This window comes from Terribacillus sp. JSM ZJ617 (assembly GCF_044383785.1).
In the GTDB taxonomy this organism is placed as follows: Bacteria; Bacillota; Bacilli; order Bacillales; family Amphibacillaceae; genus Terribacillus.
The window spans coordinates 124,884-150,620 of the sequence record NZ_JBISEQ010000005.1; the positions used below are offsets into that span (position 1 = coordinate 124,884).

At 41.0% G+C, this 25,737-nt stretch carries 31 protein-coding genes and 1 other annotated feature; of the genes, 24 read left to right on the plus strand and 7 right to left on the minus strand.

The window, feature by feature from the left end:
• Positions 1-164: 164 nt before the first annotated feature.
• From ACH6C1_RS16070 to ACH6C1_RS16105, 8 genes are all read left to right on the plus strand, one after another.
• Positions 165-1,346: a YhgE/Pip domain-containing protein gene (locus ACH6C1_RS16070; RefSeq protein WP_374078850.1), complete on the plus strand. Its 1,182-nt coding sequence runs from the start codon at positions 165-167 to the stop codon at positions 1,344-1,346.
• Between the two features lie 42 nt (positions 1,347-1,388).
• The gene (locus ACH6C1_RS16075) at positions 1,389-1,928 is read left to right on the plus strand and encodes a PadR family transcriptional regulator (protein ID WP_175074115.1); all 540 of its coding nucleotides are present in this window, start codon (positions 1,389-1,391) and stop codon (positions 1,926-1,928) included.
• A 286-nt stretch (positions 1,929-2,214) separates the two neighbouring features.
• Positions 2,215-3,510: a M20/M25/M40 family metallo-hydrolase gene (locus tag ACH6C1_RS16080; protein WP_374078852.1), complete on the plus strand. Its 1,296-nt coding sequence runs from the start codon at positions 2,215-2,217 to the stop codon at positions 3,508-3,510.
• Positions 3,494-4,324 carry a DUF3100 domain-containing protein gene (locus ACH6C1_RS16085; protein ID WP_374078854.1) on the plus strand — a complete coding sequence of 277 codons (831 nt, stop codon included), beginning with the start codon at positions 3,494-3,496 and terminating at the stop codon, positions 4,322-4,324. Before ACH6C1_RS16080 ends, ACH6C1_RS16085 begins: the two co-directional genes overlap by 17 nt.
• The gene (locus tag ACH6C1_RS16090; protein WP_175074117.1) at positions 4,305-4,790 is read left to right on the plus strand and encodes a hypothetical protein; all 486 of its coding nucleotides are present in this window, start codon (positions 4,305-4,307) and stop codon (positions 4,788-4,790) included. Before ACH6C1_RS16085 ends, ACH6C1_RS16090 begins: the two co-directional genes overlap by 20 nt.
• Positions 4,791-4,916: 126 nt before the next feature.
• Positions 4,917-5,360, plus strand: a complete 444-nt coding sequence (locus ACH6C1_RS16095) for an SRPBCC family protein (protein WP_374078987.1) — start codon at positions 4,917-4,919, stop codon at positions 5,358-5,360.
• Between the two features lie 299 nt (positions 5,361-5,659).
• On the plus strand, positions 5,660-6,097 hold the full coding sequence (locus ACH6C1_RS16100; protein WP_095218922.1) for a DinB family protein: 438 nt from the start codon (positions 5,660-5,662) through the stop codon (positions 6,095-6,097).
• Positions 6,098-6,124: 27 nt separating this feature from the next.
• Complete coding sequence (locus ACH6C1_RS16105) at positions 6,125-6,493, plus strand: VOC family protein (RefSeq protein WP_374078856.1); 369 nt, start codon at positions 6,125-6,127, stop codon at positions 6,491-6,493.
• Positions 6,494-6,829: 336 nt separating this feature from the next.
• Here the strand turns inward: ACH6C1_RS16105 and ACH6C1_RS16110 are convergent, their stop codons facing one another.
• Genes ACH6C1_RS16110 through ACH6C1_RS16120 form a run of 3 tightly spaced genes read right to left on the minus strand, consistent with a single transcriptional unit; the run spans position 6,830 to position 9,074 of the window.
• The gene (locus tag ACH6C1_RS16110) at positions 6,830-8,242 is read right to left on the minus strand and encodes a serine hydrolase domain-containing protein (protein WP_095218920.1); all 1,413 of its coding nucleotides are present in this window, start codon (positions 8,240-8,242) and stop codon (positions 6,830-6,832) included.
• Positions 8,242-8,742, minus strand: a complete 501-nt coding sequence (locus ACH6C1_RS16115; protein ID WP_095218919.1) for a hypothetical protein — start codon at positions 8,740-8,742, stop codon at positions 8,242-8,244. Before ACH6C1_RS16115 ends, ACH6C1_RS16110 begins: the two co-directional genes overlap by 1 nt.
• Entirely contained in the window at positions 8,742-9,074 is a 333-nt protein-coding gene (locus ACH6C1_RS16120; RefSeq protein WP_095218918.1) for a PadR family transcriptional regulator, read from the minus strand. The genes ACH6C1_RS16115 and ACH6C1_RS16120 overlap by 1 nt, the downstream gene beginning before the upstream one ends.
• A 164-nt stretch (positions 9,075-9,238) precedes the next feature.
• Here ACH6C1_RS16120 and ACH6C1_RS16125 point away from each other — a divergent pair, with 164 nt between their 5' ends.
• The 5 genes from ACH6C1_RS16125 to ACH6C1_RS16145 all read left to right on the plus strand — a co-directional run bounded on the left by ACH6C1_RS16125 (position 9,239) and on the right by ACH6C1_RS16145 (position 12,903).
• Positions 9,239-9,718, plus strand: coding sequence for a GNAT family N-acetyltransferase (locus tag ACH6C1_RS16125; protein ID WP_374078861.1), 480 nt, complete (start codon positions 9,239-9,241; stop codon positions 9,716-9,718).
• Between the two features lie 151 nt (positions 9,719-9,869).
• Entirely contained in the window at positions 9,870-10,727 is an 858-nt protein-coding gene (locus ACH6C1_RS16130; RefSeq protein ID WP_095218916.1) for an SDR family oxidoreductase, read from the plus strand.
• Between the two features lie 106 nt (positions 10,728-10,833).
• Positions 10,834-11,445, plus strand: coding sequence for a DUF421 domain-containing protein (locus tag ACH6C1_RS16135; protein WP_374078863.1), 612 nt, complete (start codon positions 10,834-10,836; stop codon positions 11,443-11,445).
• 135 nt (positions 11,446-11,580) lie between these two features.
• Positions 11,581-12,087 (plus strand): DUF3231 family protein, encoded by a 507-nt coding sequence (locus ACH6C1_RS16140; RefSeq protein ID WP_095218914.1) that lies wholly within the window; start codon positions 11,581-11,583, stop codon positions 12,085-12,087.
• 177 nt (positions 12,088-12,264) lie between these two features.
• A complete protein-coding gene (locus tag ACH6C1_RS16145; RefSeq protein WP_175074122.1) occupies positions 12,265-12,903 on the plus strand; it encodes an FMN-dependent NADH-azoreductase in 639 nt (212 codons plus the stop codon).
• Between the two features lie 42 nt (positions 12,904-12,945).
• Here ACH6C1_RS16145 and ACH6C1_RS16150 read toward each other — a convergent pair whose 3' ends face one another.
• Positions 12,946-13,314 carry a winged helix-turn-helix transcriptional regulator gene (locus ACH6C1_RS16150; RefSeq protein ID WP_038558413.1) on the minus strand — a complete coding sequence of 123 codons (369 nt, stop codon included), beginning with the start codon at positions 13,312-13,314 and terminating at the stop codon, positions 12,946-12,948.
• A gap of 118 nt (positions 13,315-13,432) precedes the next feature.
• Here ACH6C1_RS16150 and ACH6C1_RS16155 point away from each other — a divergent pair, with 118 nt between their 5' ends.
• Positions 13,433-14,503, plus strand: a complete 1,071-nt coding sequence (locus tag ACH6C1_RS16155; RefSeq protein ID WP_095218912.1) for an LLM class flavin-dependent oxidoreductase — start codon at positions 13,433-13,435, stop codon at positions 14,501-14,503.
• Positions 14,500-15,066 (plus strand): NADPH-dependent FMN reductase, encoded by a 567-nt coding sequence (locus ACH6C1_RS16160; protein ID WP_374078867.1) that lies wholly within the window; start codon positions 14,500-14,502, stop codon positions 15,064-15,066. The genes ACH6C1_RS16155 and ACH6C1_RS16160 overlap by 4 nt, the downstream gene beginning before the upstream one ends.
• Positions 15,067-15,151: 85 nt before the next feature.
• Here the strand turns inward: ACH6C1_RS16160 and ACH6C1_RS16165 are convergent, their stop codons facing one another.
• Positions 15,152-15,967: a hypothetical protein gene (locus ACH6C1_RS16165; protein ID WP_175074125.1), complete on the minus strand. Its 816-nt coding sequence runs from the start codon at positions 15,965-15,967 to the stop codon at positions 15,152-15,154.
• Positions 15,968-16,406: 439 nt separating this feature from the next.
• Between ACH6C1_RS16165 and ACH6C1_RS16170 the strand changes: the two genes are divergently transcribed.
• Positions 16,407-16,946, plus strand: coding sequence for a DUF2306 domain-containing protein (locus ACH6C1_RS16170; protein WP_374078870.1), 540 nt, complete (start codon positions 16,407-16,409; stop codon positions 16,944-16,946).
• Positions 16,858-17,040 (plus strand): DUF2306 domain-containing protein, encoded by a 183-nt coding sequence (locus ACH6C1_RS16175; protein ID WP_371809566.1) that lies wholly within the window; start codon positions 16,858-16,860, stop codon positions 17,038-17,040. The genes ACH6C1_RS16170 and ACH6C1_RS16175 overlap by 89 nt, the downstream gene beginning before the upstream one ends.
• On the opposite strand, the gene ACH6C1_RS16180 is transcribed toward ACH6C1_RS16175, so the two are convergent.
• Positions 17,034-17,213: a hypothetical protein gene (locus tag ACH6C1_RS16180; RefSeq protein WP_374078873.1), complete on the minus strand. Its 180-nt coding sequence runs from the start codon at positions 17,211-17,213 to the stop codon at positions 17,034-17,036. The two genes, ACH6C1_RS16175 and ACH6C1_RS16180, sit on opposite strands and share 7 nt — an antisense overlap.
• A gap of 130 nt (positions 17,214-17,343) precedes the next feature.
• Here ACH6C1_RS16180 and ACH6C1_RS16185 point away from each other — a divergent pair, with 130 nt between their 5' ends.
• From ACH6C1_RS16185 to ACH6C1_RS16200, 4 genes are all read left to right on the plus strand, one after another.
• On the plus strand, positions 17,344-17,532 hold the full coding sequence (locus tag ACH6C1_RS16185; protein ID WP_038558421.1) for a hypothetical protein: 189 nt from the start codon (positions 17,344-17,346) through the stop codon (positions 17,530-17,532).
• A 188-nt stretch (positions 17,533-17,720) separates the two neighbouring features.
• The gene (locus tag ACH6C1_RS16190) at positions 17,721-18,515 is read left to right on the plus strand and encodes a 2-keto-4-pentenoate hydratase (protein WP_374078876.1); all 795 of its coding nucleotides are present in this window, start codon (positions 17,721-17,723) and stop codon (positions 18,513-18,515) included.
• Positions 18,516-18,590: 75 nt separating this feature from the next.
• Positions 18,591-18,816: a binding site (T-box leader), on the plus strand.
• Between the two features lie 74 nt (positions 18,817-18,890).
• A complete protein-coding gene (locus tag ACH6C1_RS16195) occupies positions 18,891-20,237 on the plus strand; it encodes an amino acid permease (RefSeq protein WP_374078878.1) in 1,347 nt (448 codons plus the stop codon).
• A gap of 147 nt (positions 20,238-20,384) precedes the next feature.
• Positions 20,385-21,749 carry an amino acid permease gene (locus ACH6C1_RS16200; protein ID WP_374078881.1) on the plus strand — a complete coding sequence of 455 codons (1,365 nt, stop codon included), beginning with the start codon at positions 20,385-20,387 and terminating at the stop codon, positions 21,747-21,749.
• A gap of 41 nt (positions 21,750-21,790) precedes the next feature.
• Here ACH6C1_RS16200 and ACH6C1_RS16205 read toward each other — a convergent pair whose 3' ends face one another.
• Positions 21,791-22,387, minus strand: coding sequence for a TetR/AcrR family transcriptional regulator (locus tag ACH6C1_RS16205; protein WP_374078883.1), 597 nt, complete (start codon positions 22,385-22,387; stop codon positions 21,791-21,793).
• 119 nt (positions 22,388-22,506) lie between these two features.
• Here ACH6C1_RS16205 and ACH6C1_RS16210 point away from each other — a divergent pair, with 119 nt between their 5' ends.
• The 3 genes from ACH6C1_RS16210 (at position 22,507) to ACH6C1_RS16220 (ending at position 25,699) form a co-directional block, all read left to right on the plus strand.
• Complete coding sequence (locus tag ACH6C1_RS16210) at positions 22,507-23,277, plus strand: SDR family NAD(P)-dependent oxidoreductase (protein ID WP_374078885.1); 771 nt, start codon at positions 22,507-22,509, stop codon at positions 23,275-23,277.
• 114 nt (positions 23,278-23,391) lie between these two features.
• Entirely contained in the window at positions 23,392-25,032 is a 1,641-nt protein-coding gene (locus ACH6C1_RS16215; RefSeq protein ID WP_374078888.1) for an ATP-binding protein, read from the plus strand.
• Positions 24,998-25,699, plus strand: a complete 702-nt coding sequence (locus ACH6C1_RS16220) for a response regulator (protein ID WP_374078890.1) — start codon at positions 24,998-25,000, stop codon at positions 25,697-25,699. Before ACH6C1_RS16215 ends, ACH6C1_RS16220 begins: the two co-directional genes overlap by 35 nt.
• The last annotated feature ends 38 nt before the right edge of the window (positions 25,700-25,737 follow it).

Genomic DNA, 25,737 nt, shown 5'->3' on the forward strand with positions numbered 1-25,737 from the left:
GTGAAGAGAAAAAGATATAACCAGATTGCTAAAGAAATGGGAGAAAATCTGTGTTGACTTCATTAAGAAAGTGAAATAGAATATTAATTACTCTAACAAAAGTACTCTAATTTGAGTACTTTTAACAAACCACAATACTCTCTTACTTAAGGAAGGATGCAAATATGAAATTTACACAGTTCTTAAAATCTAAAGGAGCTATCGGCGCTATTTTCATGGGTATTCTATATGCTGTCTTCATGCTTGGAATATTCCTCCCTGGTTATTCGGCGATACCGGGAAATGTTGATCAACTAAAGGTTGCTATCGTAAATGATGATGCTGGTGAAGTTGGTACTACAATCGCAGACCAGCTGTCAGAAAATCTGCCTTTCAAGGATATCGAAACGGATTTGACGAATAAGCAAGCGTTAGATGACTTAGAGAAAAACGATTTGGCACTAGTTGTCCATATTCCAGAAAATTTCTCCGAGAATGTACAAAGCGGAGAAGCTTCTTCTAGTATCGACTTTACGATTAATGAAGCAGGTGCAACGACTGTTTCCTCTACGATGAGTTCAGTAGTTGGACAGATTAATAATCAATTAAGTGCTCAGTTCTCGCAGCAGACAGCTGAAGGTGTATTGATGAACTTCAACGTACCGGAGGATCAAGCTGCAGCACTTAGTGACCAAATTGAAACAGCCTACCAAGGTAACGTTGTAACGATCAACGAAATGCCGGATGGTATGAACAACAATATGTTGCCTATGTTCTTGACAATGGCAGGTTATGTTGGTGCAATGATCGGTGGGATGCAATTAGTAGGTGCATTTAAAGAAAGCCAAGGAAAAGCAAGCAGAACGCGCCTATTCATATATGTCCAGCTTACGGCATTGTTGATTGCAGTGTTTGCTGCATTGGTTGCGACAGGAATTGTCTATCTAGTGAATGACCCTAGCGGTGATTTGTTCTTCGGTATGCTAGGTCAGCAAATTTTGAACTATATGGTGTGCTTCAACTTCACAGCAATCTTCATCTTCTTGCTTGGCCAAGGTGGTATGATTCTAAACTTGCCAATCTTGTTGATGCAGACATTAGCAAATGGTGCTACCATCACACGTGATATGATGTACGCGCCATATGAATGGATGAGCCATATCTCACCAATGTATTACTCTGTGCAAGCATACTTTGCTAATCTGTTTGGAAGCACAAGCCCGAGTCCATTTATCTGGTCAATGGTTGCGGTAGGTGCTGCTGCAATGCTGATTAACATCATCATTGTTGTTTTCCTTCACAAACCGAAGGCGGCAGAAGGCGGAATTAGCAACGAAGAAACAGAAGCTATTAAAGTGACAGTTTAAATTTGATATAATAGAATCATTCTGCTTGAGGGAGCAAAGAGGATGTCCATTCAAATTTTCATACTCAGCAAACTGATGGAGGATAAAAACTATCCTTACAAACTTAAAAAACAGCTGTCCGAGCCTATCCCATTAGATCAACTTGGCGGGCTGACAGAAAGCAAGCTTTACTATCACTTCGATTCCTTAGCTAAGCAAGGATTAATTGAAGCAGTGGAAATCATAAAAGAAGAACATCGCCCCGATAAGCAAGTATTTCAGATTACAGCAAAGGGTCGCGAAGAGCTGCCGAAAAAGATCTATAAAGTCATGAAGAATGCAGATAAGATAAGCGACATGGTCGTTTGCTTAGCTAATATTAAATATGTTGAGCGTGATAAAGTAGTCAGTATTCTAGAAGATAAGCTAGAAAGAATTACAGATCGCTGGGAGCAAATCAAAACCTTCGATAAGCTTGTCCAAAAAGATGAAGATAAAGAAAAATTCATTGATTTTATGAGTGGCTATGTAACAACAAGAACGGAACATACCATTCATTGGTTGGAAGAGTTAATCAAGCGAGTTAAACAAGGGGATTTTTAAATATTGTTTGAAATACACCGCAGAAGCCCAGGGCTTCTGCGGTGTATTTTTTTTGTGAACGGATTAAGAAATCAAATAGTCGCAAGAGGCTGGAAAATTAAACGAATAAAATTATAAGTAGCTCCGAGTTTCACCTTCTCTAAAAATAGAAAAACCGAACATAAACGAATTTTATTTAGTTAATTAACTATATAGTTCGGTTTTTGCTTAGTAAATTACATTTTTACTATTGACTTAATACGATATAAATAGTTAAATTAATCATAATTATTAAAATATTTAGTGAGTGGAGGCGGGATTTCTGTCCAGTACACATTACGAGGAAATTAAAAAGCTTGGTGAATCTATTTATGAGAATCCTGAATTAGGCTACAAAGAGGAACATACGAAACAGGCAGTCATTGATTATCTAAAGAAATATAATCCAGAATGTACTATTCAAAAATTCAGCACAACTGGTTTGCGAACAACACTTGGTGAAGGAAAGCCTATACATATTGCCTTTTTGGCTGAATTGGATGCCGTCTATGCACCGTCGCATTTCCGGGCAGACTCGGAAACAGGAGCTGCTCATAACTGTGGACATTACACGCAGGTGGCCATCGCACTAGCTCTTTATCGCCAGCTAGTCGAATCAAAAGCATATGAACAATTCGATTATACAATCAGTTTTATTTTCGTTCCTGCAGAAGAATATTTAGATCTTGCTTTTCGTGATGAGCTGATACAGAAGGGAGTCATCTCACATTATGGTGGAAAGCCGGAAGCGATGAAGCTTGGTGTGTTTGATGATATTGATGTGAGCATCTGTGTGCATGCGATGGGCGGGGAATTTTCGAAACGTACTATTGAAATTGATTGTGATTTGGCGGGCTTCCTATATAAGCGTTACACCTTTAAAGGAAAGTCAACACATGCTGGGTTCGACCCATTTTCATCGGTCAATGCCTACAACATGTCTACGTTGTTTCACACGGCAATCAGTCTTGGCCGGCAGCAGTTGGATGAGAAGGAAAAAGTCCGGCTTAATCCAATTGTAATGGAATCGGATATGTCGACGAACGTCATACCGAATCAGATAAAAGTAGGAACTGATTTACGTACGCTATCGACACCATATATGCAAACTGTCGCAAAAAGATTGGATGCTGCAGCACAAGGCAGTGCGTTGGCGCTACAGGGTGAAGTAGAAATTGATACGCAAATGGGCTATTTACCGTTTCAACAGGATCGTTATTTATCGTCGTTTGTGAAAGCAGCTTATGAAGAAGAGGGACAGATTGAGGATATTTGGGAGGATAACAGCATCAGTGCAGCGGGCGATATTGGAGATTTGTCCTATATGATGCCGTGTATCCAAATTGGCTATAGTGGGTTTACAGGGACGATTCATGGTGATGATTTCATCGACGTCGATCCGGAATATATCTATGATATCTTTCCGAAATTCCTGTTTCAGGTGCTGGACAAGCTGAATGGCAAGATTGATAGAAGCAAGCTGTACAAAAGGTCCTATGAGGAGTATGGGCAGTTGATTCAATCTATTTTAGAACAAAAGGAGGAGCATGGAATTGAAGCGTAATTATGTAATTCTACTTGTCTTCGCACTTATTGTTATTACCGCAGCAGAAATGATTGGGACACAATCCCTATCATTCGGGGCATTCTCTATTTCCCTGCTGCCGCTTGCTTTCGCAATTCTTATTACGATGATTCTCGGCTTGCCAGTCATTCGGAAAGGTTTCTTGAAAAAAATATACAGCAAAGCGAATGTGCAATTCTCCAGCAAATATTTAATTTTCATCATGCTGCCGCTAATGGCAAGGTACGGTGCTGATGTTGCACCGCAGCTGAGGGAAATCCTCAATGTCGGATGGGTATTCATTGCTCAGGAACTTGGAAATCTCGGGACTGTGTTATTTGGTTTACCAGTGGCATTGCTTATCGGATTGCGGCGAGAAGCTATTGGAGCGACGCTCGGTCTTGGCCGGGAAGGGGAGCTTGCATACATATCGGAGAAATACACACTTGAATCAAAGGAAGGGCAGGGAGTTCTGTCCCTTTATATTATCGGTACGCTTTTCGGTACCATTTTCTTTAGTTTGATTGCACCGATTATGCTTGATATTGGTTTCCGTGTAGAAGCATTGGCGATGGCATCCGGAGTTGGTTCCGCGAGCATGATGACCGCTTCATCTGCCACATTAATAGAGAGAGTTCCGGAAATGGAGAGCACCATCCTTGGTTATGCCGCAGCAAGCCAGCTGCTTACAAGTTTCCTCGGAACCTTCACAATGGTGTTCCTTGCAGTACCATTGCAGCGTTTCTTGTACAACAGACTGACAAAAACGAAAAAACAACCGGAGGTGCCAGCGGATGTCCGTGCAGCTGAATAAATATTTTAAATATGGATTAGTCATCCTGCTTAGTACGGCTCTGATTCTATTTACGCAGCAAATCAAGCTGTTGAAGGATCCTGCATCTACGCCAGTCGAATGGATGACAATCATGGGTTTATTAACTCTATGGCTATTCTCGATGATTGGTGTGCTGCTATCTGATTTGATGAAAAAAACGCCAATAAAAATACTGCAGGAATTTCCGATGCTTGGCTGGGTTGCAGTTACATCCCTTGTTCTGTGCATGTTCTTCGATTTCTTTGTAGAAGCAATTGGTTATGTGGACTTTCTTGCTATTACAACACCTATCTTAACTTTTGCGGGAATCTCGGTAGTAGACCGATTAGTTGATTTGCGCAAGACATCCTGGAAAGTCGGTATTGTCGCAGTGTTTGTCTTTACCGGAACTTATGTCGGCAGTGCGTTATTGTCAGAGTTAGGGCTATTTTTGGCCAATAAATGAGCTGGGGTAACCTCCAGCTTTTTATTATGCTTGGAAATAAGAGATTAGAGTTCTTCTAGCATGTTATCAGCGTCTCCCTAGAAGGATATAATGGAAAAAATAAAATGCGAAGGTGAGTTGATTTTAATGGATACCCAAGTAACTGCGAAAATGAAAATATATAAGCCAGCTAATGAGGTATATGATGCTATAGTTGATCCCGTTACGATAGGAAACTTCTGGTTTTCATCGAGTTCCGAAGTATGGAAAGCAGGCTCATCCGTTACATTGAATTATGATGAATACAATGCAGAAGTAACCATAAAAGTTCTGGAAGTCGAAGAAGATAGGAAAATTGTTTTTTCATGGGGAGAGGAATCCAATGAAAAAACAGTTGTTACCATTACACTGAAAGAGTTGGATGATACAAGTTCAGTCATTGAAGTGGTTGAATCAGGTCTTAAGGCAGACGACCCTAATATAGTAAACAAGATGCTAGGACAAAAAGAAGGTTGGGTGTATACGTTAACTTGTTTGAAGGGTTATTTGGAAAATGGAGTTAGTAGTTTGAGAGGTTCCTTAATTCATTAAAGAACTATACGTAAGGCTGTCGGGAATTACGGCAGCCTTTTAAGATTGGTATATTTTTGCCTTTAAAGATGGAGGCCGACAAAGATCGGCTTCTTCCTAATATTAAGTAAATGTTTCTTTTTTTCTTAGCAAAATTCAGCAACTCTAGCTTATTTCCGATAGGATCAGATAAGACAGTGAACCGTTCAGTAGGAAAAGACTGTGGTTCATCGAAAGAATCCAACAGTACCTCTCTCTTTCCAAATATTATTTATATTGATAGAATATTCTATATAAATTGATAAGTTTTATGGAAGGAGATGATTTTCATATTTACATATCGAAATGATGTCAGAAAGATTCTCATTCCTTATTTGCATAAACTCTCACCGCAGCAATGGGATGCAAATGCTTACCATAATACTATTTCCTGGGTAATCGAACATATGGCTCAAACGGAAGATTATTGGGTATTTCAGATCGGGCTGAGTGAAGAAAGCAGATTATCGGGAAGTAATCTGAATCCGTTAGAACAGTATCTCCAAATCAGAAAAGAAACTGATCAAGTTTTGCAATCTTTACAAGCAAGCGACTGGGACAGGCTGGTAGATGTTCCTGACTTCTCAGATGGGTGGAAACCTCCATCTGAACCGACGATACGCTGGCTGTTTCATCATGTCTATTCTCATGAAGCGTATCATGCTGGTCAGATTGGAGTTATTGCCAGGTTGAATGGATTCAAGGGACCATTGTTCTAATTGTAAAAAAATGTGGTGGTGATTAGTATGTTTCATACTGAACTGTTCGTACATAAGCTATCTGCATCTATTGTTTTCTATCGTTGTTTGTTTGGAAAAGCTTGTGCGGATTATAACGAGAAAAGAGCAGTCTTTAAGAATGAAGAGGGCACTTCACTTTTGCTGACAGACGAATCTGTGCTAGGTGGGAATCACTATTTTGCCGCTATGGCAGAATCCAAGAAAGGAAAGGGCGTAGAACTGATTTTTCCTGTTAACGACGTGGAATTGGTTTTTAACAAGATAAATCGTATATATCCAGACTGTATTGAATCTGCAGTTGCTTCTCAGCCATGGGGAAAACTTGATTTTCGCATAGTGGATCCTGATGGATATTATGTACGGGTGACGTCATAAGTTTCATTGAGAAAATGAACGGACTATAACAACATATTAGTAAGAAAAGAGGCTGGGACATAACTAAATTCCCATTGCTTAAAACCGAATATTATTCTTGAGCGCCGCTTCGGCAGAACACTCCGCTTTCCACGGGCACGGCCTCAGCCTCCTCGTGGAAAGTTCACCACTGCGGGGTCTTCAGCTCGTGCTGTTCCCCGTAGGAGTCTCCGTGTTCTGCCTACGCTAGGATGGATAACTAATCAAAAAGACCGAACTTATGCAAATCTTCTTATGAAGATTTACAATATAGTTCGGTTTTGTATATGGCTAAAATACTAATGTCCCAGCCTCTTTTTAATTTGGTGATTTGCGAAAGTAAAACAGCAAGCAAATTATCCCGCTACTCATCATTAAAACTGCCAGTGATAGAGTCAAGAAAGCAATATCAGGAGCGAATGCAGAGATGCTTCTCCATGGTGACTGTGTCATATAGATTAAGCTTGGTATAACAATGCCTCCGAATATTAAGGATAGTGTGCCTATTATAAATAATCTTTTTTTCCTTTTGAGTTTTTTTCTTTTCGTAATCAAATAAACTGTCCAAAGAAAAAGTACCACAACAAGTATGCACAGGATAACTTGAAAGATTGGGAAGTATCCAGGGATGTTGGCAGGTTCATTGTCTTGCATAATATCAACAATACCTTGCTTAAGCAGAGGGAGTGAAGTTTCTTCGAGGATGTGATTTTTATTGGTTAAAATGATAGCTCCCCAATCATTTTCTGGAATGTAGAATAATTCAGCATGAGCATCTGGTGTGGATCCTGAGTGCCAGATAATGTTTTGTCCGGAATCAAGCTTGGTATGCCGAAGCCCAAAGCCGTAATAGACCTCCGATTTCCTTTCGTAAAGTTTTTCGGTGTATAGGTTTAAAATGGAATCATCTATCTTTTCGCTGCTTCTGCCGGAGAGCATTGAGATGAATTGTGTCATTTCTTCTGCACTTGAAGTAATAGTACTGTATGGTGCGCCGCTATTGTCGTATGCAACCTTGCTTTTAACGGGATAACCGAACCACGATTGGTAGCCGTAGCGATAACCGGTACGGTTGGCAGCATCATCATCAGCTGCAGTATTCGTCATTCCAAGCGCTGAAAAGATATGTTGCTGCATATAGTCCGCATATCTTTGATTTGTTATTTCTTCGATGATAGCTCCAAGAATTAGATAATTAGCAGGGCTATACTGGTGAACGGAACCTGGGTCATGTGTAAGTGTGATATCGGACAGTCTGTGTACAATATCATATAGTTCAATTTGTTCCGTAATTCCTAAATCTGCAACTTTCAACCCGTCATAGCTGCTAATGCCGCTTGTATGAGTCAGAAGATGATGAATCGTAATGCTGTTTTCTTTGCCCTGTAAATGTAGGTACGGTAGAAGATCACTTACTTTATCTTCAAGTGAGAGCTTCCCCTCATCGACTAGCTTTGCAATGGCCAGACCGGTAAAGGATTTGCTGATAGAACCTAGGGCAAAAGGGGTTTGGGAGGTGATTTGCTGTTCATCTTCTCCTGTTACACCCCAATTATATGAATAAACTGTTTCGCCTTTACTGACAATGGAAATAGATGCACCGGGTATTTTTTCTTGTTCCAGGTACTTTTCCAGGTATTCTGTCAATCTGGTTTCTTTGCTAGTTTCTGCTTGGACAGAAAATGGAAGGAGTGAGAAGCAGACAATGAGGAGAAGGAAAAAACGCATCATTATCTCGATCTGCCCTTCCTGCTAAAAAGATAAAAGACTATAAGAGACGTGATGAGTGCTGCTGCAATCAAACTGATCATGATAAGCATGGTATTCCACCACAAATTATCTGAGATGCTGTAAAAAATATTGTAGTTAAAATCAGCAATTTTAAATGCTGGACTGAATGATGGAGTGAGAAACATGGATAATATGAGCTGGGATAACAGATATATGATGATAAAAGATGAAAGTCCCAGAAGGATTTGCTTCTTTGATATGGATCTTTTTTGTTGAGCCATAGATTGTGTCTGATTGATTTCTAAGTAGTTCTTTACGAATTCTGCTGGTGTTTCCAAGTCCTCAAATGGATCGATCCCATGCAGTCTGGATTCCTCCATATGTTCCAGGAGCTGTTGTTCGATAATATGAATTTGTTCCTTCGTAGACTTTCTGCTGATTAACTCTTGTGAGACGTTCTTCAAATACTCCTTTTCTTTACTAGTAAGTTCTACACCCATTACAATTCCTCCTCATTATTCGTGAGTAAAGACTTGATATTAGATTGCAGTTCTATCCAATCCCCGATAATTTTTTCCAAATGCTTTTCACCGAGGTGATTAATCGTGTAGTAAATTCGTGCTTTACCACTATCGGTAATTTCACTGCTGACATCGACCCATTGCTGTTCCTTCAATTTGGTGAGAATAGGGTAAATGCTGCTTACTCCTTTCAGTTTTAAATCGTATTTCTCCAATTCCTTCATAATTTCATATCCATAGCTTTTTTTCTTCTTCAAAATCGATAATACACACATTTCTAAGTGACCTTTGAGTAAACTTGTTTTGTTCATGATATAAGATTAATTCAATTATATATTTCAATCAAGTATATAATTGTAAAATTAATACAAATAACTAATTGCTTCTGCTTTATATTTTGATTATTATAAATTCTTCAGTAATCTTGCTTTACAGTTTAAGATTAGTTCATTTATTTACTGAAAGGGGAAACGATATGGAACTCATTAACTATAGAGAAACACATACAAGCTTGGTTGATGCCTATGTACTATCAGAAGAACAGCTCCGTTTTACGGCGCATCCATCTAAGACTATCCCCTTATGCATGGCGGAACCGAATCGTCATGCAATCCTAGGGATAGAAAATGATCGTCTTGTAGTTTATTTCGCTTTGCATGAGCAAGAAGGAGTACAGCCTTATTCGGATAACCCCAAAGCAATACTGTTGCGCACTTTATCAACTGAATATAATGAACTCGGAAAAGGATACGGAAAAGCTGCGCTGCAGCAGCTGCCGGAATTCGTACAGCTTCAGTTTCCGCACGTAAATGAAGTTGTGCTTGCAGTGAATGTAGCGAATGGGTTTGCTCGTATGCTTTATGAGAAGTATGGTTACAAGGATACGGGCCGCCGAGTTAAGGGATCGAAAGGGATACTTATTGTAATGAGCTATTTATTGGAAGGTCGTGTCTAACGTATGTGGTGCTCATCATGTTCAGTTCGGTGATGTAATGTATCTCATACAGTAAGAAATTAAAGAAACCTTTTGATTGACAAGGACACCCCTAGTAACTATATTGATTACAAGTAACCTAAAAAATTACATGGAGATGGAGGCTATACATATGAAAATGTTAGTAACAGGCGCTACTGGTAACCTAGGAACCAAAATTATAAAGAAACTGCTTGAAACAGTTCCTGCTGAAAATTTAGCAGTGAGTGTACGTAAACCAGAAAAAGCTGAAGATTTGCGAGCACAAGGGGTAGAGGTGCGTCATGGGGATTTTGATCAACCTGATTCTTTGGATAAAGCATTTGCTGGGATTGATCGCTTGTTGCTTATTTCTGCAGATGGAGATAATGAGACTCGAATTCTCCAGCATACCCAAGCAGTGAAAGCAGCTGTGAAGGCTAATGTGAAGTTCATTGCTTATACAAGTGTTGTAAATGCACAGGAAAGTAAGCTGTTCCTTGCTCCTACGCATAAAGCTACAGAGCAAGCGATCATGGATGCAGGAATTCCTTACGCGTTCCTTCGCAATAACTGGTATTTTGAAAACGAAGCTTCAAGTATTCAAGGAGTACTTGCAGGTGCCCCTTGGGTTACATCTGCAGAAAATGGAAAAGTAGGCTGGGCCTTGCAGCAGGATTATGCAGAAGCAGCGGCAGCTGTTCTTGCAGGAGAAGGGCATGAGAATAAAATTTATGAACTGTCTGGACCACTCCTTTCTCAAGCAGAATTTGCTAAAGAAGTAGGAGAAGTTCTTGGTAAAGAAGTACAGGTGCAGCAAGTGGATGACCAAGCATATGCAGGATTTATGAAAGAAGCAGGGGTACCAGATTTCCTTCTGCCGATGCTCGTCGATATTCAAAAGGGAATCCGGGAAGGTGCTTTGGAAGTGGCAAGTGATGACTTTGAAAAATTGCTTGGCAGATCATTGACGCCGATTCGAAAAGGAATAATCGAATTGAAAAATGCATAATTGGAGCCAGCCTATATGGGCTGGCTTTTTTAGATTCCAATCATACATGTTTTTAGATTAAAGGGAGATGTTAAGACAAACGAACACTGTGGAAGGTGATTTAAAAATGGATTGGGACGTTATTTGGAAATCTGTCCTCATTATTATCGTTGGTATATTGCTTATCAGGTTTTCGGGGAGACGGTCCATCTCTCAGATGACTATTTCCCAAACAGTCATCATGATTTCAATTGGTACATTACTGATCCAGCCAGTCAGCGGGAAGAATCTCTGGGGGACATTCGGCATTGCTGCGATTTTAATTTTTACTTTGCTGGTCATTGAATATATCCAATTGAAGTGGGATAGAGCAGAGTCTTTTTTTACCGGCAGGGCAAAAGTAGTTATTGAGAACGGACAATTAGACGTACAAACCCTTCAAAAATTGAAGTTATCCGTTGATAAGCTCGAGATGCGTCTCAGGCAACAAGGTATTTCATCCATTCAAGATGTTAAGTGGGCCACTGTCGAGCCGAGCGGTCAACTGGGCTATCTTTTAAAAGACAAAAGTCAGCCAGCAACCAAGGGAGAAGTAGCCGAACTAAAAGAGATGATCGAAGGCATCTTAAAAGGTAATCAGAGCTACCCAAGCCCTCTACCGGCACAAACGGAAGCATCCAATCTGTTTTCTGAAATTAAACACAAACATCAGCCTGAACCTCCTCAACAGCTGAACTAATTGTCACTTTCTTTCCATGTTTTTAACTTGATGGCAGATGCTGTTAAAGATCTACATAAACTCAGTGAAATTGGTAATTCTAATAGTGTGCAAGGGAAAGGCGGCACAAGTATGAACTTGTTTAGGAGGATTACTATGGGAATTTTGAGCGGAAACCCGCAAGATGAGCCGTTGCATTATGGTGAAGTATATGGTCTGTGGACGTTTGTATTAACAGGTAATAAAATGATCGCGAATCATCAGATGCTTTTGAATCATGTTGGCGATGATGATTTGAAGAAATTAATCGGGGAAGCAATTGATGGAGCACAGGCAGAGGTCAAGCAAGTATCGGAAATACTAAAGGCGAATGGTATTGCATTGCCTCCTGCTGCTCCGGAACCACCAAAAGTGGATCTCGAATCTATCCCGGTCGGAGCGCGCTTTATTGATCCAGACGTGGCAGCTACAGCTTCTGCTGCTGTGGCAGCTGGGCTTGTCAGCTGCAGTACGATGATGGGTCAGTCTATCAGAGAAGATGTGGGTATGATGTTTGGACAGTTCCATACAAATAAAGCGATGTTAGGTGCGAAATTCTTGAAGCTTTTGAAGGAAAAAGGCTGGCTGATTCCACCGCCGTTACATCAGAATAAAGAAGATTAAGATGGAGAAGCAGCCTGGATAGGCTGCTTTTTTGCTGTATCTTCCCAATAGTATCCTAAAAGATACTATGCCACTTTTAAGTGCGTACTTGTTGCAGTGTCTAAAAAACTTAATAATAGATAACAGGGGATTTAGGGGAATACGATCCTGAATGAGGAATAATGGAGGTTTTACAGAATGAACGTATTAGTTGTTAAAGCAAATAACCGCCCGGCTACCGAGGCGATTTCTAGCAAAATGTATGAGTCTTTCATGCAAGAAATTGAAGGTGCAGAAAATCTTTCTGTTACTACTTATGATGTATTCGCAGAGGATACACCTTATTTCGGCCAAGAGTTGTTCGATGCTTTCGGTAAAGTACAAACTGGTGCTGAACTAAATGATACAGAGCAGCGTCTATTGGCTGCAAAACAAAAAGCGATGGATCTTCTTACAGCAGCAGATGTAGTTGTATTCGCGTTCCCACTATGGAACTTGACTATTCCTGCTAAATTGCAAACATTCATCGACTACGTTTATGCTGCAGGATTTGCATTCAAATATGATGCAGAAGGCAACATGATTCAATTGATGACTGACAAAAAAGCAATCTTCCTAAATGCACGCGGCGGCGTTTACTCTGCACCAGAAGCTGCACCAATGGAAATGGCTGTTAACTACATGCGTAATGTATTCGGCGGTATCTTCGGAATGGAAATCATTGATGAAGTAATCATCGAAGGTCATAATGCATCTCCTAGCGAAGCAGCTTCAATCGTAGAAGCTGGTCTTGCACAAGTGAAAGAAGCAGCTGCACGTTTGAAAACTTTAGCATAATACAAAAAAGATGAACTGGCGACAGTTCATCTTTTTTTGTATTTATTTAGCTTCTGCTTGATTATGTTTCTTTGATTGCTTATGGATTGTATGCTTGGCTCCCCATTCATGCATTGCATGCAAAATTGGTTCGAGACTTCTTCCGTATTCCGTAACGCTATATTCAACTTTCGGAGGAACCTGCGCGTATACCTTACGTTCGATGATATCTTCTTCTTCTAATTCGCGAAGCTGGTTTGTCAGCATCTTCTGCGTGATACCGGGTAAACTACGCTTCAGTTCATTAAAGCGCTGTGTCCCACTGTTTAGCAGATGCAGAAGGATGACCGGTTTCCACTTTCCTACAAGAATACCAAGCGCATCCGTCACTTTACACATTTCCGGTTGTATTTCTACAGGTACATCTTTCATTTTATATCCCCCATTCACAGTATCCTTTTCTATACTATACCACTTTGAAGTGCGTACTTTCCAATAAGAGTTCTTTGGAGGATAATGGTTGTACGATAAAGCTTAGGGAGACAGGAATATGGAAAAATATCGCATTGACCCAAGTAAAGGTATGGAATTTGGCATATACACATTAGGTGACCATTTGGCTGATCCGCGTACAGGTGAACGTATCTCTGCTAAAGAGAGGATCCAGCAGATGGTCCAGCTCGCTCAACTAGCTGATCAAGCTGGCATCGATTTCTTCAGTGTTGGTGAAAGCCATCAGCCTTATTTTGCATCGCAGGCTCACGCTGTTATACTGGCAGCAATTGCGCAAGCTACGGAAAAAATCAAAATCGGCAGTTCCTCGACAATCCTTAGTACATCAGATCCGGTTCGTGTGTATGAGAACTTTGCAACGCTCGACTTAATATCCAATGGACGCGCAGAAATTATCGCCGGCCGTGCATCACGTGTTGGTCTGTTTGAATTGCTTGGATACGACCTGCATAACTATGAGGCGCTTTTCGAAGAGAAGTTCGATTTGCTTCTTCAACTAAATGAGGAAGAAGTCGTCAATTGGAGCGGTGAATTCCGCAGACCTTTGCGTAATGCAGAGGTACTACCTCGTCCAGTCACTGGCACTCTGCCGATTTGGCGTGCTGTGGGCGGAACACCTGCCAGCGCAATCAAAGCAGGTTATGCTGGTGTACCAATGACAGTGGCAATGCTTGGCGGACCGGCAAGCGTGTTCAAACAGACGATTGATACTTACCGGGAAGCGCTGGCAGCAAGTGGATACGATCCGACTCAGCTGCCAGTAGCAACGACAGGCTTCTTCTATGCAGCGGAGACAACACAGGAAGCGTTACGCGATTATTATCCGCACATAAATGAAGGTATGAAAAAGACGAATGGACAAGGTTTCCCGAAACAGCTATTTGCACAAGGTGCCGATCACCGAAGCATCATCAATGTCGGCAGCCCGCAGCAAATCATTGAGAAAATCCTCTATCAGCATGAGCAATTCGGTCATCAGCGTTATTTAGCCCAGCTTGACTTCGGCGGTGTGCCTTTCGAGAAAATGGCACGGAACATTGAGTATATTGGTACCGAAATTTTACCGGCTATCAAGAAATATACAAAGCAAGGAGGCGCTGAGCAATGAAAGTGGTAGGTATATCCGGTTCGATTGTCGGATCTAAGACAAAAACAGCAATGTCGCTTCTTTGGGAAGAGATGAATAAGGCTTATCCTAATGCAGAACACGTGCTATTGGACTTAGCGGACTATCAGCTGCAATTCAGCGATGGAAGAAACTATTTGGATTACACTGGTGATACAGCATATGTCACCGAGCAAATTATGCAAGCAGACATTCTTTTTATCGGTACACCAATCTTCCAGGCATCGATTCCCGGCACATTAAAAAATGTATTCGATCTGCTGCCAACACAAGCATTACGCGATAAAGTTGCAGCTATCATAGTCACTGCTGGCTCGGCAAGACATTTCCTAGTGGCAGAGCAGCAGCTGAAACCAATTCTTTCGTATATGAAAGCTCATCTTGTATCATCGTACGTATTTGCAGAAGAAAAGGATTTTTTGAACGGAAAAATTATTAATGATGATGTGCATTTCCGAGTGCAGAGACTTATTGAAGATGCATTCGACCTGGCGGAAGCACAGGCTTCCATACGAACAAAAAAAGAAGCAGAATACGATTTTTGATGAGAAGTGATTTAGAAAATAAATAACCGGATGAATTAGTTTTAATTACTAATTCATCCGGTTTTATTTAGTGTTTTTTTATAAGTTATCTACCTGCAGCTTCTGCGTATGCATCGATAATTGTGCCATCTTCATATACTCGGTAAATCCCTACAGATCCGGTTCCGCCATTTTCCATTGCTGATTTGGACTTTACAATTACATAATAGTACGTGCCGTATTCATCTTCCTCCGTATCTCCGCCTGTTGAATCAATTAGGAAATCATCGTCATAGTAATCAAGCTGCTTAATTACTAGATTAATAGCTTCATCGGCGCTTCCTACAAGCTTCGAATTCGTGGTTTCCTGTGAGGCATTTCTTGCGCTTTGATCGATAATCGTTCCGTCTTCATACACAAGGTAAGTGTCTGCGGTACCAGATCCACCATTCTCTACCCATGACTTTACTTTTGTGACTAAAGTATAGTAGGCACCGTAGCCATCCTTCTTGAGGGTTCCACCCAAAGAATCAACAATGAGATCGTCGTCATCGGTGATGGAAAGTCGATCTTTAAGCAGAGCAACAGCTTCATCAGAGCTATTTATAAACTTGGTCTTATCCTCGCTAGTTTCTGTTTCTTCTGGGTTTGTTTCACTAGTATTGGCCTGACTAACCGTATCTGTGTCAGCATTATCATCGTTTGCATCCTGCTGTGTTTCGGACTCTGCTTTAGCTTCAGTTGTTAACTCATTCTCAAGCACTGCAGAAGTAGGTGTATCTTTATGTTCCATCTGAATTTCTTTGGTATGTAAATTAGTTTCGTATGTACTTGCCTCTTCTGTATTACTACATCCAGCTGCAGTCAGCAGAAGAAGAATAGGCAATGCAAAAAAGCGTAATCGTATTTTGCGTCTTATCAATTCTATCCATCCAATCTTTTACAGTTATCTACCTTTCCAACTGTAACACAAATGGGATTTGTACCCAATTATTTCATTGTAAAATTAATAAATATTGTGTAGCTTTCAGTCGAGATTGGTAATAGTGAATTTTTTTGTAAATAAGCTGTATGTATGGTGTTGCCAAAATAGAATGGACGCACCGCCTGGATCACCTTTCTTAAAAGCATGTAAGATGGAGATACATTTCATGTTAAGCACCACATTGCATCATCCTTCCGTCATATACTTGTCTTACTTATATTGTAAGCGGTTTGATATCTTGTATATAGAGGCTTATTTTGTGATTATTTGGAAGAAAGTGTCGAACAATAATAATGTAGACAAGAGGATTTTGTTTACATTTGAGTGGTCTTTTATTATAACTAAAACTGATCGCTGGTCAAAATAGGAGGATGAAATGATCCTGAAACGAATTCGGTTGGGTGTTGTGACTTTGCTGGCAATCGGTATTGCTGGATATTCTGTAGTTCAGTACGGGTTTGTCGGATTGGATAAAGCAGGCATGGTAATGCAGAAAATCAGTTCTGGTGAGGTTTTATCAGATATGTGGAGAATCATGCTCAGTATACACATTGCCACAAGTATCTTCGCGCTCGTACTTGGTCCGTTTCTGATCCTGGATAGTATCAGACAAAAGAATAAAGTATTACACAAACGGATGGGCTATATTTATACAGCAGGGGTAATTGGTGGATGGATAACTGGTCTTTATTTGGCTTACTATGCATCTGGGGGAACATTTGCAAAAATAGGTTTTGCCTTGATGGCAATCACCTGGCTGGTAACAGTCTTCTTTGCTGTGAAAGCAGCAACCCAAAAGAAAAATAGCCCAGCATCGACGCTGGACAATGGTCATTTACAGTGTGACATTCGCTGCTGTCACACTGCGAATCTGGTTAGGTATGTTTATGTTTGTTTTCGGCCCAGCTCTATATGATGTGTATTATGCTTACACTGCTTGGCTTTCTTGGGTCCCGAATATACTCATTATGCTTGTATACTTGCAGCGTAAAAAAAGCTTTTCCTATTGATGATTCGGCTGCTTCGTTTTTTTACTAGGTATTAAATAGGATCCGATACCGAGAAGAAGCGCCCCGAATAGTGCCATACAAGCACCGATTATTGTATGCTTTAAAGATAAGTAAATACCGCCGACTAGGATGAAAGTTCCAACAAGATGCAAGAATATATACTTTTCCATCATAATCTCCCTCTATAGCAAAGATGCTATACCTCAAGATTACTAAATAGTTTGATAATAAGCAAATAAGCGTTTAACTTAGTCAGCGAAGGGAAATCCATATATGAAGATGATTTTGAAGGAGGCACTATTCGTGCAGGAAAAGTTTGATGTAGAGTTTACGTTTATTGGTGGGGAGAAATACACATTCACAGATTATCAGTCTGGATCTTATGTTCACGTTGTCAACGAGATTAAGGCAAGTGAAAACGGCTGGTTCGGTGTAGCTGGAGAAGTTGTTAATCTTGCGAATGTGACGAATGCAAAAGTAATCGAAAAATAAGGGCAAAATGCAAGCACCTATCAAAGATAGGTGCTTTTTTTGTTGAGTGGCAACAGAGGATAGTGTGTGTATTAGACAGAGGAATACTGGTAAACAAATTTGGATAACGGAATTTTCCTGGAAATTACTATATGCGTATAATATAATCTTATAAATCAGACAATTCAAACAAAGAGAGGGAGAAAGAAATGCCAGAACAAACAAAACAAGTTGATAAAGAGGAACTAGCAGCACAGCTGCTTGAAGTCCAGGAAACAAAGCAGCCAATAAACTTTATCAGCCAACAGCATCACCTTACAGTAGAACAGGCCTATGAAGTACAAGAGACTTTTGCCAAAAGAAGAGCCGAAAAAACTGGCAAGCAAAGTAATGGACATAAAATAAGTATGACAAGTCCCGCCACGCAGGCATTATTCGGAGCGAAGGAGCCAGCTTATGGAACGTTATTTGAAGATACAATACATACTGGTGATACAGAAATAGAGCTGGCTTCGATGTTATCTCCACTACTCGAGCCGGAGATTGTTTTTGTACTAAAAGAGGATTTAAGTATTGGAGCGGAAGAAGAGGAGATATTAGCGAAAAGTATCCTCTCAGCCGGTATAGAGATACCCGATTCCCGTTTCGCTGATTGGTTCCCGAAGTTCCAGCTGATGGACTTAATCTGTGATAATGGCGTGACAGGAAAAGTGGTTGTTTCTGAAAAAGGCCGAGATGATTTGGCACTAAGAGAAGTGGGAAGTATCAAGCTTACTTTAACACATGACGGAAAAGAGGTAGGTACGGGATTTGCCTCGGAAGTTATGGGAAATCCCGTCACTTCGGTAGCTTGGCTGACAGAGAAATTAGCTGAAAAGAATTTGTTCCTGAAAAAAGGAATGGTAATCAGCTCCGGTACATTCCTATCTCCAATTCCGTTAGGGAAGGGACTATACGAAGCTGATTTCAGTTTGCTAGGCAACGTGAAACTCCGTGTCTATTAATTTGTAAGAAATGTTGACAAACTATTCTGCTGCGATTATAGTTAGGAATAATTCGAAATTGATCGAAATATTTTAACAAAAGCGACGAATGGGAGTAGTAGTAGGATAGGCATAGCCATAGAGAGCTGCGGGTTGGTGAAACGCAGACTATGTCTTCCTTCGAACTCACCCTGGAGCAGCAGAACTGATAGATTTATTCTTTAGGTTTTGACGAGTGACCTTCGTTACAAGGTGAAGAGTGGGTTTTTATAAAACCAACAAGAGTGGTACCGCGGAAGTAAAGAAGCTTTCCGTCTCTTTTCCATCCTAGATGGAGATGAGACGGAAGGCTTTTTTCTTTGGAGAAATGCTAGAGAACAACAAGGAGGCAACATCATGAAGAAAGATCAACATGGATTAAAACGAACAATGACAGCACGCCATATTATGATGATGGCGTTGGGCGGGGCAATCGGTGCCGGCTTGTTCAAAGGTTCAAGCTCCGCTGTCGATATGGCTGGACCATCTGTCATCCTTGCTTATTTAATTGGAGGCATTATTCTTTTATTCGTTATGCAAGGTCTTGCCGAAATGGCAGTACAAAATAAGGAAGCAAGAACCTTCCGTGACTTAGTACAAAATAGTATCGGAAAGTTTCCGGCATTCTTCTTGGATTGGATTTATTGGAAGATGTGGGTGTTAAACATTGCGGCTGAAGCTGTAGTGGCAGCAATTTTCTTGCAATATTGGCTTCCTGATTATCCGGTATGGCTATTGACGCTGATTGTTGCGGTGCTTGTGACAGCAGTCAATCTTTTCTCGGTTAAAGCATTCGCAGAGACAGAATACTGGCTGGCATTAATCAAAATAAGTGTTATCATTCTATTCATTCTTGCTGGTGTCGTCCTGCTGCTTGTTTCATTCGGAGATCACACAGCTCCCGGATTCAGTAATTTGACAGCACATGGCGGATTTTTCCCGAATGGTGCCGGAGGTCTAGTTACAGCAATGCTTGTTGTTATTTATTCCTATGGAGGAACAGAAATCATTGGTGTGACGTTGGCTGAAACGAAAAATCCGGAAAAGGTCGTACCAAAGGCAGTCCGCAGCACGCTGACTCGGATTATCGCTTTCTATCTGTTTCCGTTCTTCATTATTGTGAGTCTTATTCCGTGGAATGAAGTGAACGGATCAGCAGTAAGTCCATTTGTGCTTGTCTTCCAGCTTATCGGAATTCCGGGAGCAGATCACGTCATGAACGCAGTCATCTTACTGGCAATCATCTCGTCCATGAATTCAGGTCTTTATGGCTCATCACGCGTGCTTTATACGCAAGCACTCGACGGCAGAATTTCGAAACGGTTCGCTTGGCTGTCAAAAAGACAAGTGCCGGTTGTCGCTATACTTGTTTGTACTTCTTTCTTATATGTAGGTGTGCTTATTTCCTTGTTTATAGGAAGCAAGACATTTGATTATTTGATGGGATCACTAGGTTACACGGTTCTATTCATTTGGCTGATTATTGCTTTTGCCCATTTGAAATCCCGGAAAGGTCGGACTGATAAGTCGACATATCATGTCAAAGCATTTCCTGTGACGACATGGTTTGCAATCCTTGCACTGTTACTGATCCTGATTGGAGTAATATGGACAACATCTGTGATCATTACAGCAGTGACTTTGGCTATCTATCTAGTAATTATCGGAGCATATGTCATAAAGAAGCGTAAAAATAGGCTATAATTCTCACCTGTAAAGTTAAGTTTTAGAAAAATTTGATTATTGCACCCCTGTTTCTGTTCAGATACTATATACTAGTATACTTATTTTGAGTCAGGGCTATACTACATGTTTCCATGCTCGAAATGAAGGAAGAGGGGAGCATAACATATGGCTGAAGAAAAGTTAGCCAGAGGATTGAAAAATAGGCATGTCCAATTGATCGCGATTGGCGGAGCGATTGGTACAGGATTATTCCTTGGTGCCGGGAAATCGATTCATCTGACTGGACCATCCATTTTATTTGCGTATTTAATTACCGGTATTTTCTGTTTTCTTATCATGCGAGCGTTAGGGGAGATTCTATTAAGTAATCTTGGATATGGATCATTCGTGGACTTTATCGGTGATTACTTTGGTGATAGGGCTGCCTTCGTTACTGGATGGACCTATTGGTTCTGCTGGATATCGATTGCGATGGCCGATTTGACTGCAGTGGGTATCTACACACAATTCTGGTTCCCGGGAGTGCCGCAGTGGATGCCGGGTCTAGTTGCACTTGTTATACTGCTCATTATGAATCTAGCGACTGTGAAACTGTTCGGTGAGATGGAATTCTGGTTTGCCTTAATTAAGATTGTTGCAATCCTGGCATTGATTGTTGTCGGTGTGTTTATGATACTCCGCGGTTTCTCGACAGATGCTGGACCATCCAGCTTTGCGAACCTTTGGGATCATGGCGGTTTCTTCCCAAATGGCATCCATGGATTTATTCTATCATTCCAAATGGTTGTCTTCGCTTTTGTCGGAATTGAACTTGTCGGTCTGACAGCCGGAGAAACAGAGGATCCGGAAAAAGTCATTCCAAGAGCAATCAATAACATACCGATTCGGATCCTTGTATTCTATATTGGTGCGCTCATCGTTATCATGAGTATCTATCCATGGGATGCAATCAATCCTTCGGAAAGTCCGTTTGTTCAAGTATTTACAGCAGTTGGTATCGTCGCAGCTGCAGGTATCGTCAATTTTGTCGTTTTGACATCAGCAGCATCAGCTTGTAACAGTGCGGTCTTTAGTACAAGCCGTATGGTTTATAGTTTAGCTAAGGAAGACCACGCACCGCAGCCGTTCAAAAAGCTGAATTTACGTAAAGTACCGAAGAACGCATTGTTCTTCTCCATAATCGTCATATTAATTGCGGTTATTCTGAACTATATTATACCTGAAGGTGTATTTACCTTAATTACTAGCATTTCGACAGTCTGTTTTATCTTCATCTGGGGTATTACAGTTCTAGCCCACTTGAAATATCGTAAGACACGTCCAGAGCTTGCAAAGAAAAGCAAATTCAAAATGCCATTATCACCGATATCCAATTATCTAATCCTGGCATTCCTGGCATTTGTTATCGTAGTACTAGCATTAGCTGAAGATACACGTATTGCCTTGTTTGTCACACCAGTATGGTTCATTATTTTGTTAATTGTTTATCAGGTTCGGGTAAAAGCGAAGAATAATGTAGCAAGTAATTGATTAGAAAAAGCCCTCTTTTGGAGGGCTTTTTTTTTCAATTTTTAATGCCTGATCATAACACTATCGGTATGAAATCTGAAAATATGCAGCAGCTGTTCTGCCATGAAGGGAACAGGTTTATCGAACCCTTTTTGAATCCATTCAACAATCAATCCAATGATGCCATGGATGCGATACGTACAGAACAGTTCAAGATCTATTTCTGCATCAATTTGACGAAAATAAAAAGCATAGTCTCTCCGGAAAAGGTAATGAAGCTGATCTGTCATCTTTTCTTTAAAAAAAATGTCCGAAGTGCCACCAAGCATTAGCTGGTAGAATGCTTTATTTTCCAGGAAATGATCGAACAGAACAAGGGACTCAGCTGGCAGGCTCCGAAAGTCTACCATTCCTAACTGTTCGTAAGGTTTTCGGAAAGCGATGGTCATTTCCTCAAGCATATCCTCAGAGAGTTCATCCAGAAGATCTTCTTTCTTTTCATAATGGGTATAGAAAGTTCCCCTGCTGACACCAGCTTCTTCGGTTATCTCAGAAATATGGATTTTTTGAAGTGCTTTCTCTGCCAACAGTTTCATTAAAGCTTCCTTTAACGCATGCTGGGTTCTTTCTACTCGTTTGTCGGGATAGGTGATGCTCACAGGTTTCTCCTCACTTTTATTGAACAGTATGGTCTGCCTGTTCAAGATAATTTACTATCTCTATTATCGCATATTGTCGTAGCAAATGAATTAAGCGTAGAACATAAGGGGGAATAATCATGACATTTCCAGTTTTAGAAGGTAAAGTAGCAATCGTAACTGGCGCAGCAATGGGGATGGGTCTTGCGACAGCAAAACTATTTGCCGAAGCGAAAGCGGAAGTTGTCGTAGCAGACTTTAATGAAGAAAAAGGTAAAGCAGCAGTCGAAGAGATTGAAGCAGCTGGCGGAACTGCTTTCTTCGTAAAAGTTGATGTATCTGATTCAGCACAAGTAAAACAAATGGTAGAAGAAACAATAGCAAAGTTCGGACGTCTGGATGTTGCGATCAATAACGCAGCCCTCACACCGGATAATGCACCAGCAGCAGAATTCGATGAAGCGTACTGGAACCGTTTGATTTCGGTTGATCTAACAGGTACTGCGCTTTGTATGAAATATGAATTACAGCAAATGATTAAGCAAGGTGAAGGCGGCAGTATCGTTAACATTTCTTCTGTCAGCGGCTTCCGTCCACAGCCTAATAACATCGCATACGTTGTAGCTAAGCATGGCGTTGTAGGTATGACCAAGGTTGCAGCTCTTGAAAACGGTCCGATGAACATTCGTGTAAACACAGTCGCTCCTGGAGCAATTGATACACCGATGCTTAGAGGTTCCCTGGAAGAAACAGGTCAGACTGAAGAAGAATTTGCACCGATGCTAAGCCTTCTTGGCAGATTCGGTCAGCCGGAAGAGATTGCTCAAGCAAGCCTATGGCTAGCATCTGATCAATCTTCTTACGTGACTGGTACGACAATTCATGCTGATGCAGGTTATACAAGCAGATAACGAGTTTAGCACCCATTCCTTGAGTGGGTGCTTTTTAATTTTCATAACCTTTCTTCTTCCTACAGCTGTAAAGTAGTAAGATAATAGTAGAGGAGAACAAAGGGGACGACTTATATGGGGGAACTGCGGAGACGACTGCGTTTTGGTTTACTAGGTCAGATTGTCTTATTGGTGACAATATTGCTTATGATTAGTCTATTATTTGTAAGCACTCTATTCATAAGGAAGGTTGATGAGATAGTCGAGGAAGATGCAGGAAACACTGCGATGGTCGTCGCTAAGCTTGCTGCCAAGGATGACACAATTCTTCAGCATCTGGAGGAGAGGGATAATGACGATGCGATACAGCAGGAGTCGTTAAAGATCCAGCAAAATAGCGGTGCAGATTATGTTGTAATTGCTGATACGAATGGAATCCGAATTTCACATCCAGAACCGGAGAGAATCGGTAAACCAACCAAGACGAGCAATGACCAAGTATTAGAAGAAGGAAAGGAAGTCATATACGAAGGGTATGGTATTTCCGGCTATGCGGTTAAAGCAAAAACACCGATAAGAAATGAATCAGGTGATATCATTGGTGTAGCATCAGTCGGTTTTTTGAAGCAGAACTTAAATGATCAGATACTTTCCTATTTGCAGGAGGTAATCATCTGGTTCCTGCTCATCTTTGCTGTTGGTCTCCTTGGTGCCTATCTTGTGGCGAAACGGGTGAAAAAGCTGATTTATGGATTAGAGCCAAAAGAGATTTCCTTCTTATTTAAAGAGAAGGAGACAACACTGGCATCGATCAAAGATGCTACCATAGCCATTGATCGCAAAGGTTATATTACATCTATTAATCGTAGAGCCCAAGAGATATTTAAGCGTAAATCCGTGCTGGAGGATGCAATCGACCAGAAGAATCTGCGATCTCTTTATCAAGCAGTTTTGGCAGATGGGGAAGGAAGGTATAACAAATATACTTTTGTTGCTGGCGATATTTATATAGTAGATGCTTCTCCCATAAAAGAAGCGGAAGAAACATTGGGAGTCGTCTTTACATTACGTCCTGAAACAGAAGTGATTGACGTATCAGAGACAATTGTAAAAATGAAGCAGCAAGCAGATCAGATGCGTGCTTCTAATCATGAATTTATGAATAAGTTAAATACTTTGTACGGCTTGATTCGCTTACAGGAATATGACAAGGCACTCGTATTCATTTCAGAGGAAGTAGAGGAACAGCAAAGTGTCGTCAATTTGCTGATGGCAAGCATAAAGGAACCGATGATTGCAGCCTGCCTGCTAGGAAAATTCAATCGTGCCAAAGAGCTGAAGGTGTCATTGACGATTGATGAAGGCAGCAGCATGAACATTGACCTGCGACCGGAAGCAACAGAGAAGATTGTGACTATCATAGGAAACTTACTAGAGAATGCCTTTGAGTCCGCTTCGAAGCACCAGGGTACGGAAGGAAAGGTTTTTGTGTCTTTCACAGATCTAGGACAAGAAGTGATAGTCGATATCGAGGACAATGGCAAGCGGCTGTCTGAGAAGGAAAAACAGACAGTATTGGTGGATGGATATTCAACTAAAAAGGAAGCTGGCGATGGGCATGGTATTGGACTGACTATTGTACAGGCAGCACTGGAGAAACTGAATGGAGCTTTGTATTATGGAGATAGCGAAGCAGGAGGAACTCTCGCAACAATTGTTCTCCCGAAAGGAAGCGTGAAAAATGGACCGGATGAACGTTCTGATAGTGGAAGATAATGTAGAAGCATCAATGATATTTCAGAATTACTTGAATCAAATGGAAGGGTATCGACTAATTGGTGTTGCAGAAAATGGAGAACAAGCCAAAAGTCTGCTTCATGTATTGAAGCCAGACGTGGTGCTGCTTGATGTCTATCTTCCTGATACGAATGGTATCGATATCCTTTGGTTCATCCGCCAGAATTACCGCAAGACGGATGTAATTCTGCTGACAGCGGCGAATGATACGGAGACGGTCGGTGAGGCGATGCGTGGAGGCGTGTACAGTTATTTGATCAAACCGGTAGATGGTGATCGCTTCCAGCGTGTGCTTCAGGAATATGCTATCTATAAGAAGGAACTTCAATCAGGCAATGAAGTCGGTCAGCAGCAAGTAGATGCTATCTTTCATCCTAATATACATACAGCAGAAGCAGTGGAACAGGAAGTCTATCCAAAAGGAGTAGACCGCCACACCTTGGAATCGGTACGAAAGGCAATGAAGGAGCAGCAGAACAGCGAAAAGGCTGAGGAAATAGCAGCGAAAATAGGGATAAGCCATTCTACAGTTCGCCGCTACTTGGAATATATGGTGTCGAGAAAAGAAGCGGAAGTGGAAGTCACCTATGGAACAGTCGGAAGGCCTGTCCGCAAGTATAAATACCGAGCCGAGAACTCATCCTAATAGCCGTGAGAAAAATGAAAAAAATGCACTTAATGTAA

Bases quoted from the DNA above. Each gene is read 5' to 3' on its own strand.
- ACH6C1_RS16125 (WP_374078861.1), top strand. From the start codon at position 9,239: ATGGAACTCATTAACTATAGAGAAACACATACAAGCTTGGTTGATGCC.
- ACH6C1_RS16200 (WP_374078881.1), top strand. From the start codon at position 20,385: ATGGCTGAAGAAAAGTTAGCCAGAGGATTGAAAAATAGGCATGTCCAA.
- ACH6C1_RS16220 (WP_374078890.1), top strand. From the start codon at position 24,998: ATGGACCGGATGAACGTTCTGATAGTGGAAGATAATGTAGAAGCATCA.
- ACH6C1_RS16170 (WP_374078870.1), top strand. From the start codon at position 16,407: ATGATCCTGAAACGAATTCGGTTGGGTGTTGTGACTTTGCTGGCAATC.
- ACH6C1_RS16155 (WP_095218912.1), top strand. From the start codon at position 13,433: ATGGAAAAATATCGCATTGACCCAAGTAAAGGTATGGAATTTGGCATA.
- ACH6C1_RS16140 (WP_095218914.1), top strand. From the start codon at position 11,581: ATGGGAATTTTGAGCGGAAACCCGCAAGATGAGCCGTTGCATTATGGT.
- ACH6C1_RS16070 (WP_374078850.1), top strand. From the start codon at position 165: ATGAAATTTACACAGTTCTTAAAATCTAAAGGAGCTATCGGCGCTATT.
- ACH6C1_RS16090 (WP_175074117.1), top strand. From the start codon at position 4,305: ATGTCCGTGCAGCTGAATAAATATTTTAAATATGGATTAGTCATCCTG.
- ACH6C1_RS16075 (WP_175074115.1), top strand. From the start codon at position 1,389: ATGTCCATTCAAATTTTCATACTCAGCAAACTGATGGAGGATAAAAAC.
- ACH6C1_RS16120 (WP_095218918.1), bottom strand. From the start codon at position 9,074: ATGAACAAAACAAGTTTACTCAAAGGTCACTTAGAAATGTGTGTATTA.
- ACH6C1_RS16085 (WP_374078854.1), top strand. From the start codon at position 3,494: ATGGAATTGAAGCGTAATTATGTAATTCTACTTGTCTTCGCACTTATT.
- ACH6C1_RS16195 (WP_374078878.1), top strand. From the start codon at position 18,891: ATGAAGAAAGATCAACATGGATTAAAACGAACAATGACAGCACGCCAT.
- ACH6C1_RS16115 (WP_095218919.1), bottom strand. From the start codon at position 8,742: ATGGGTGTAGAACTTACTAGTAAAGAAAAGGAGTATTTGAAGAACGTC.
- ACH6C1_RS16175 (WP_371809566.1), top strand. From the start codon at position 16,858: ATGGTCATTTACAGTGTGACATTCGCTGCTGTCACACTGCGAATCTGG.
- ACH6C1_RS16105 (WP_374078856.1), top strand. From the start codon at position 6,125: ATGTTTCATACTGAACTGTTCGTACATAAGCTATCTGCATCTATTGTT.
- ACH6C1_RS16210 (WP_374078885.1), top strand. From the start codon at position 22,507: ATGACATTTCCAGTTTTAGAAGGTAAAGTAGCAATCGTAACTGGCGCA.
- ACH6C1_RS16135 (WP_374078863.1), top strand. From the start codon at position 10,834: ATGGATTGGGACGTTATTTGGAAATCTGTCCTCATTATTATCGTTGGT.
- ACH6C1_RS16190 (WP_374078876.1), top strand. From the start codon at position 17,721: ATGCCAGAACAAACAAAACAAGTTGATAAAGAGGAACTAGCAGCACAG.
- ACH6C1_RS16180 (WP_374078873.1), bottom strand. From the start codon at position 17,213: ATGATGGAAAAGTATATATTCTTGCATCTTGTTGGAACTTTCATCCTA.
- ACH6C1_RS16130 (WP_095218916.1), top strand. From the start codon at position 9,870: ATGAAAATGTTAGTAACAGGCGCTACTGGTAACCTAGGAACCAAAATT.
- ACH6C1_RS16145 (WP_175074122.1), top strand. From the start codon at position 12,265: ATGAACGTATTAGTTGTTAAAGCAAATAACCGCCCGGCTACCGAGGCG.
- ACH6C1_RS16150 (WP_038558413.1), bottom strand. From the start codon at position 13,314: ATGAAAGATGTACCTGTAGAAATACAACCGGAAATGTGTAAAGTGACG.
- ACH6C1_RS16100 (WP_095218922.1), top strand. From the start codon at position 5,660: ATGATTTTCATATTTACATATCGAAATGATGTCAGAAAGATTCTCATT.
- ACH6C1_RS16110 (WP_095218920.1), bottom strand. From the start codon at position 8,242: ATGATGCGTTTTTTCCTTCTCCTCATTGTCTGCTTCTCACTCCTTCCA.
- ACH6C1_RS16215 (WP_374078888.1), top strand. From the start codon at position 23,392: ATGGGGGAACTGCGGAGACGACTGCGTTTTGGTTTACTAGGTCAGATT.
- ACH6C1_RS16160 (WP_374078867.1), top strand. From the start codon at position 14,500: ATGAAAGTGGTAGGTATATCCGGTTCGATTGTCGGATCTAAGACAAAA.
- ACH6C1_RS16095 (WP_374078987.1), top strand. From the start codon at position 4,917: ATGGATACCCAAGTAACTGCGAAAATGAAAATATATAAGCCAGCTAAT.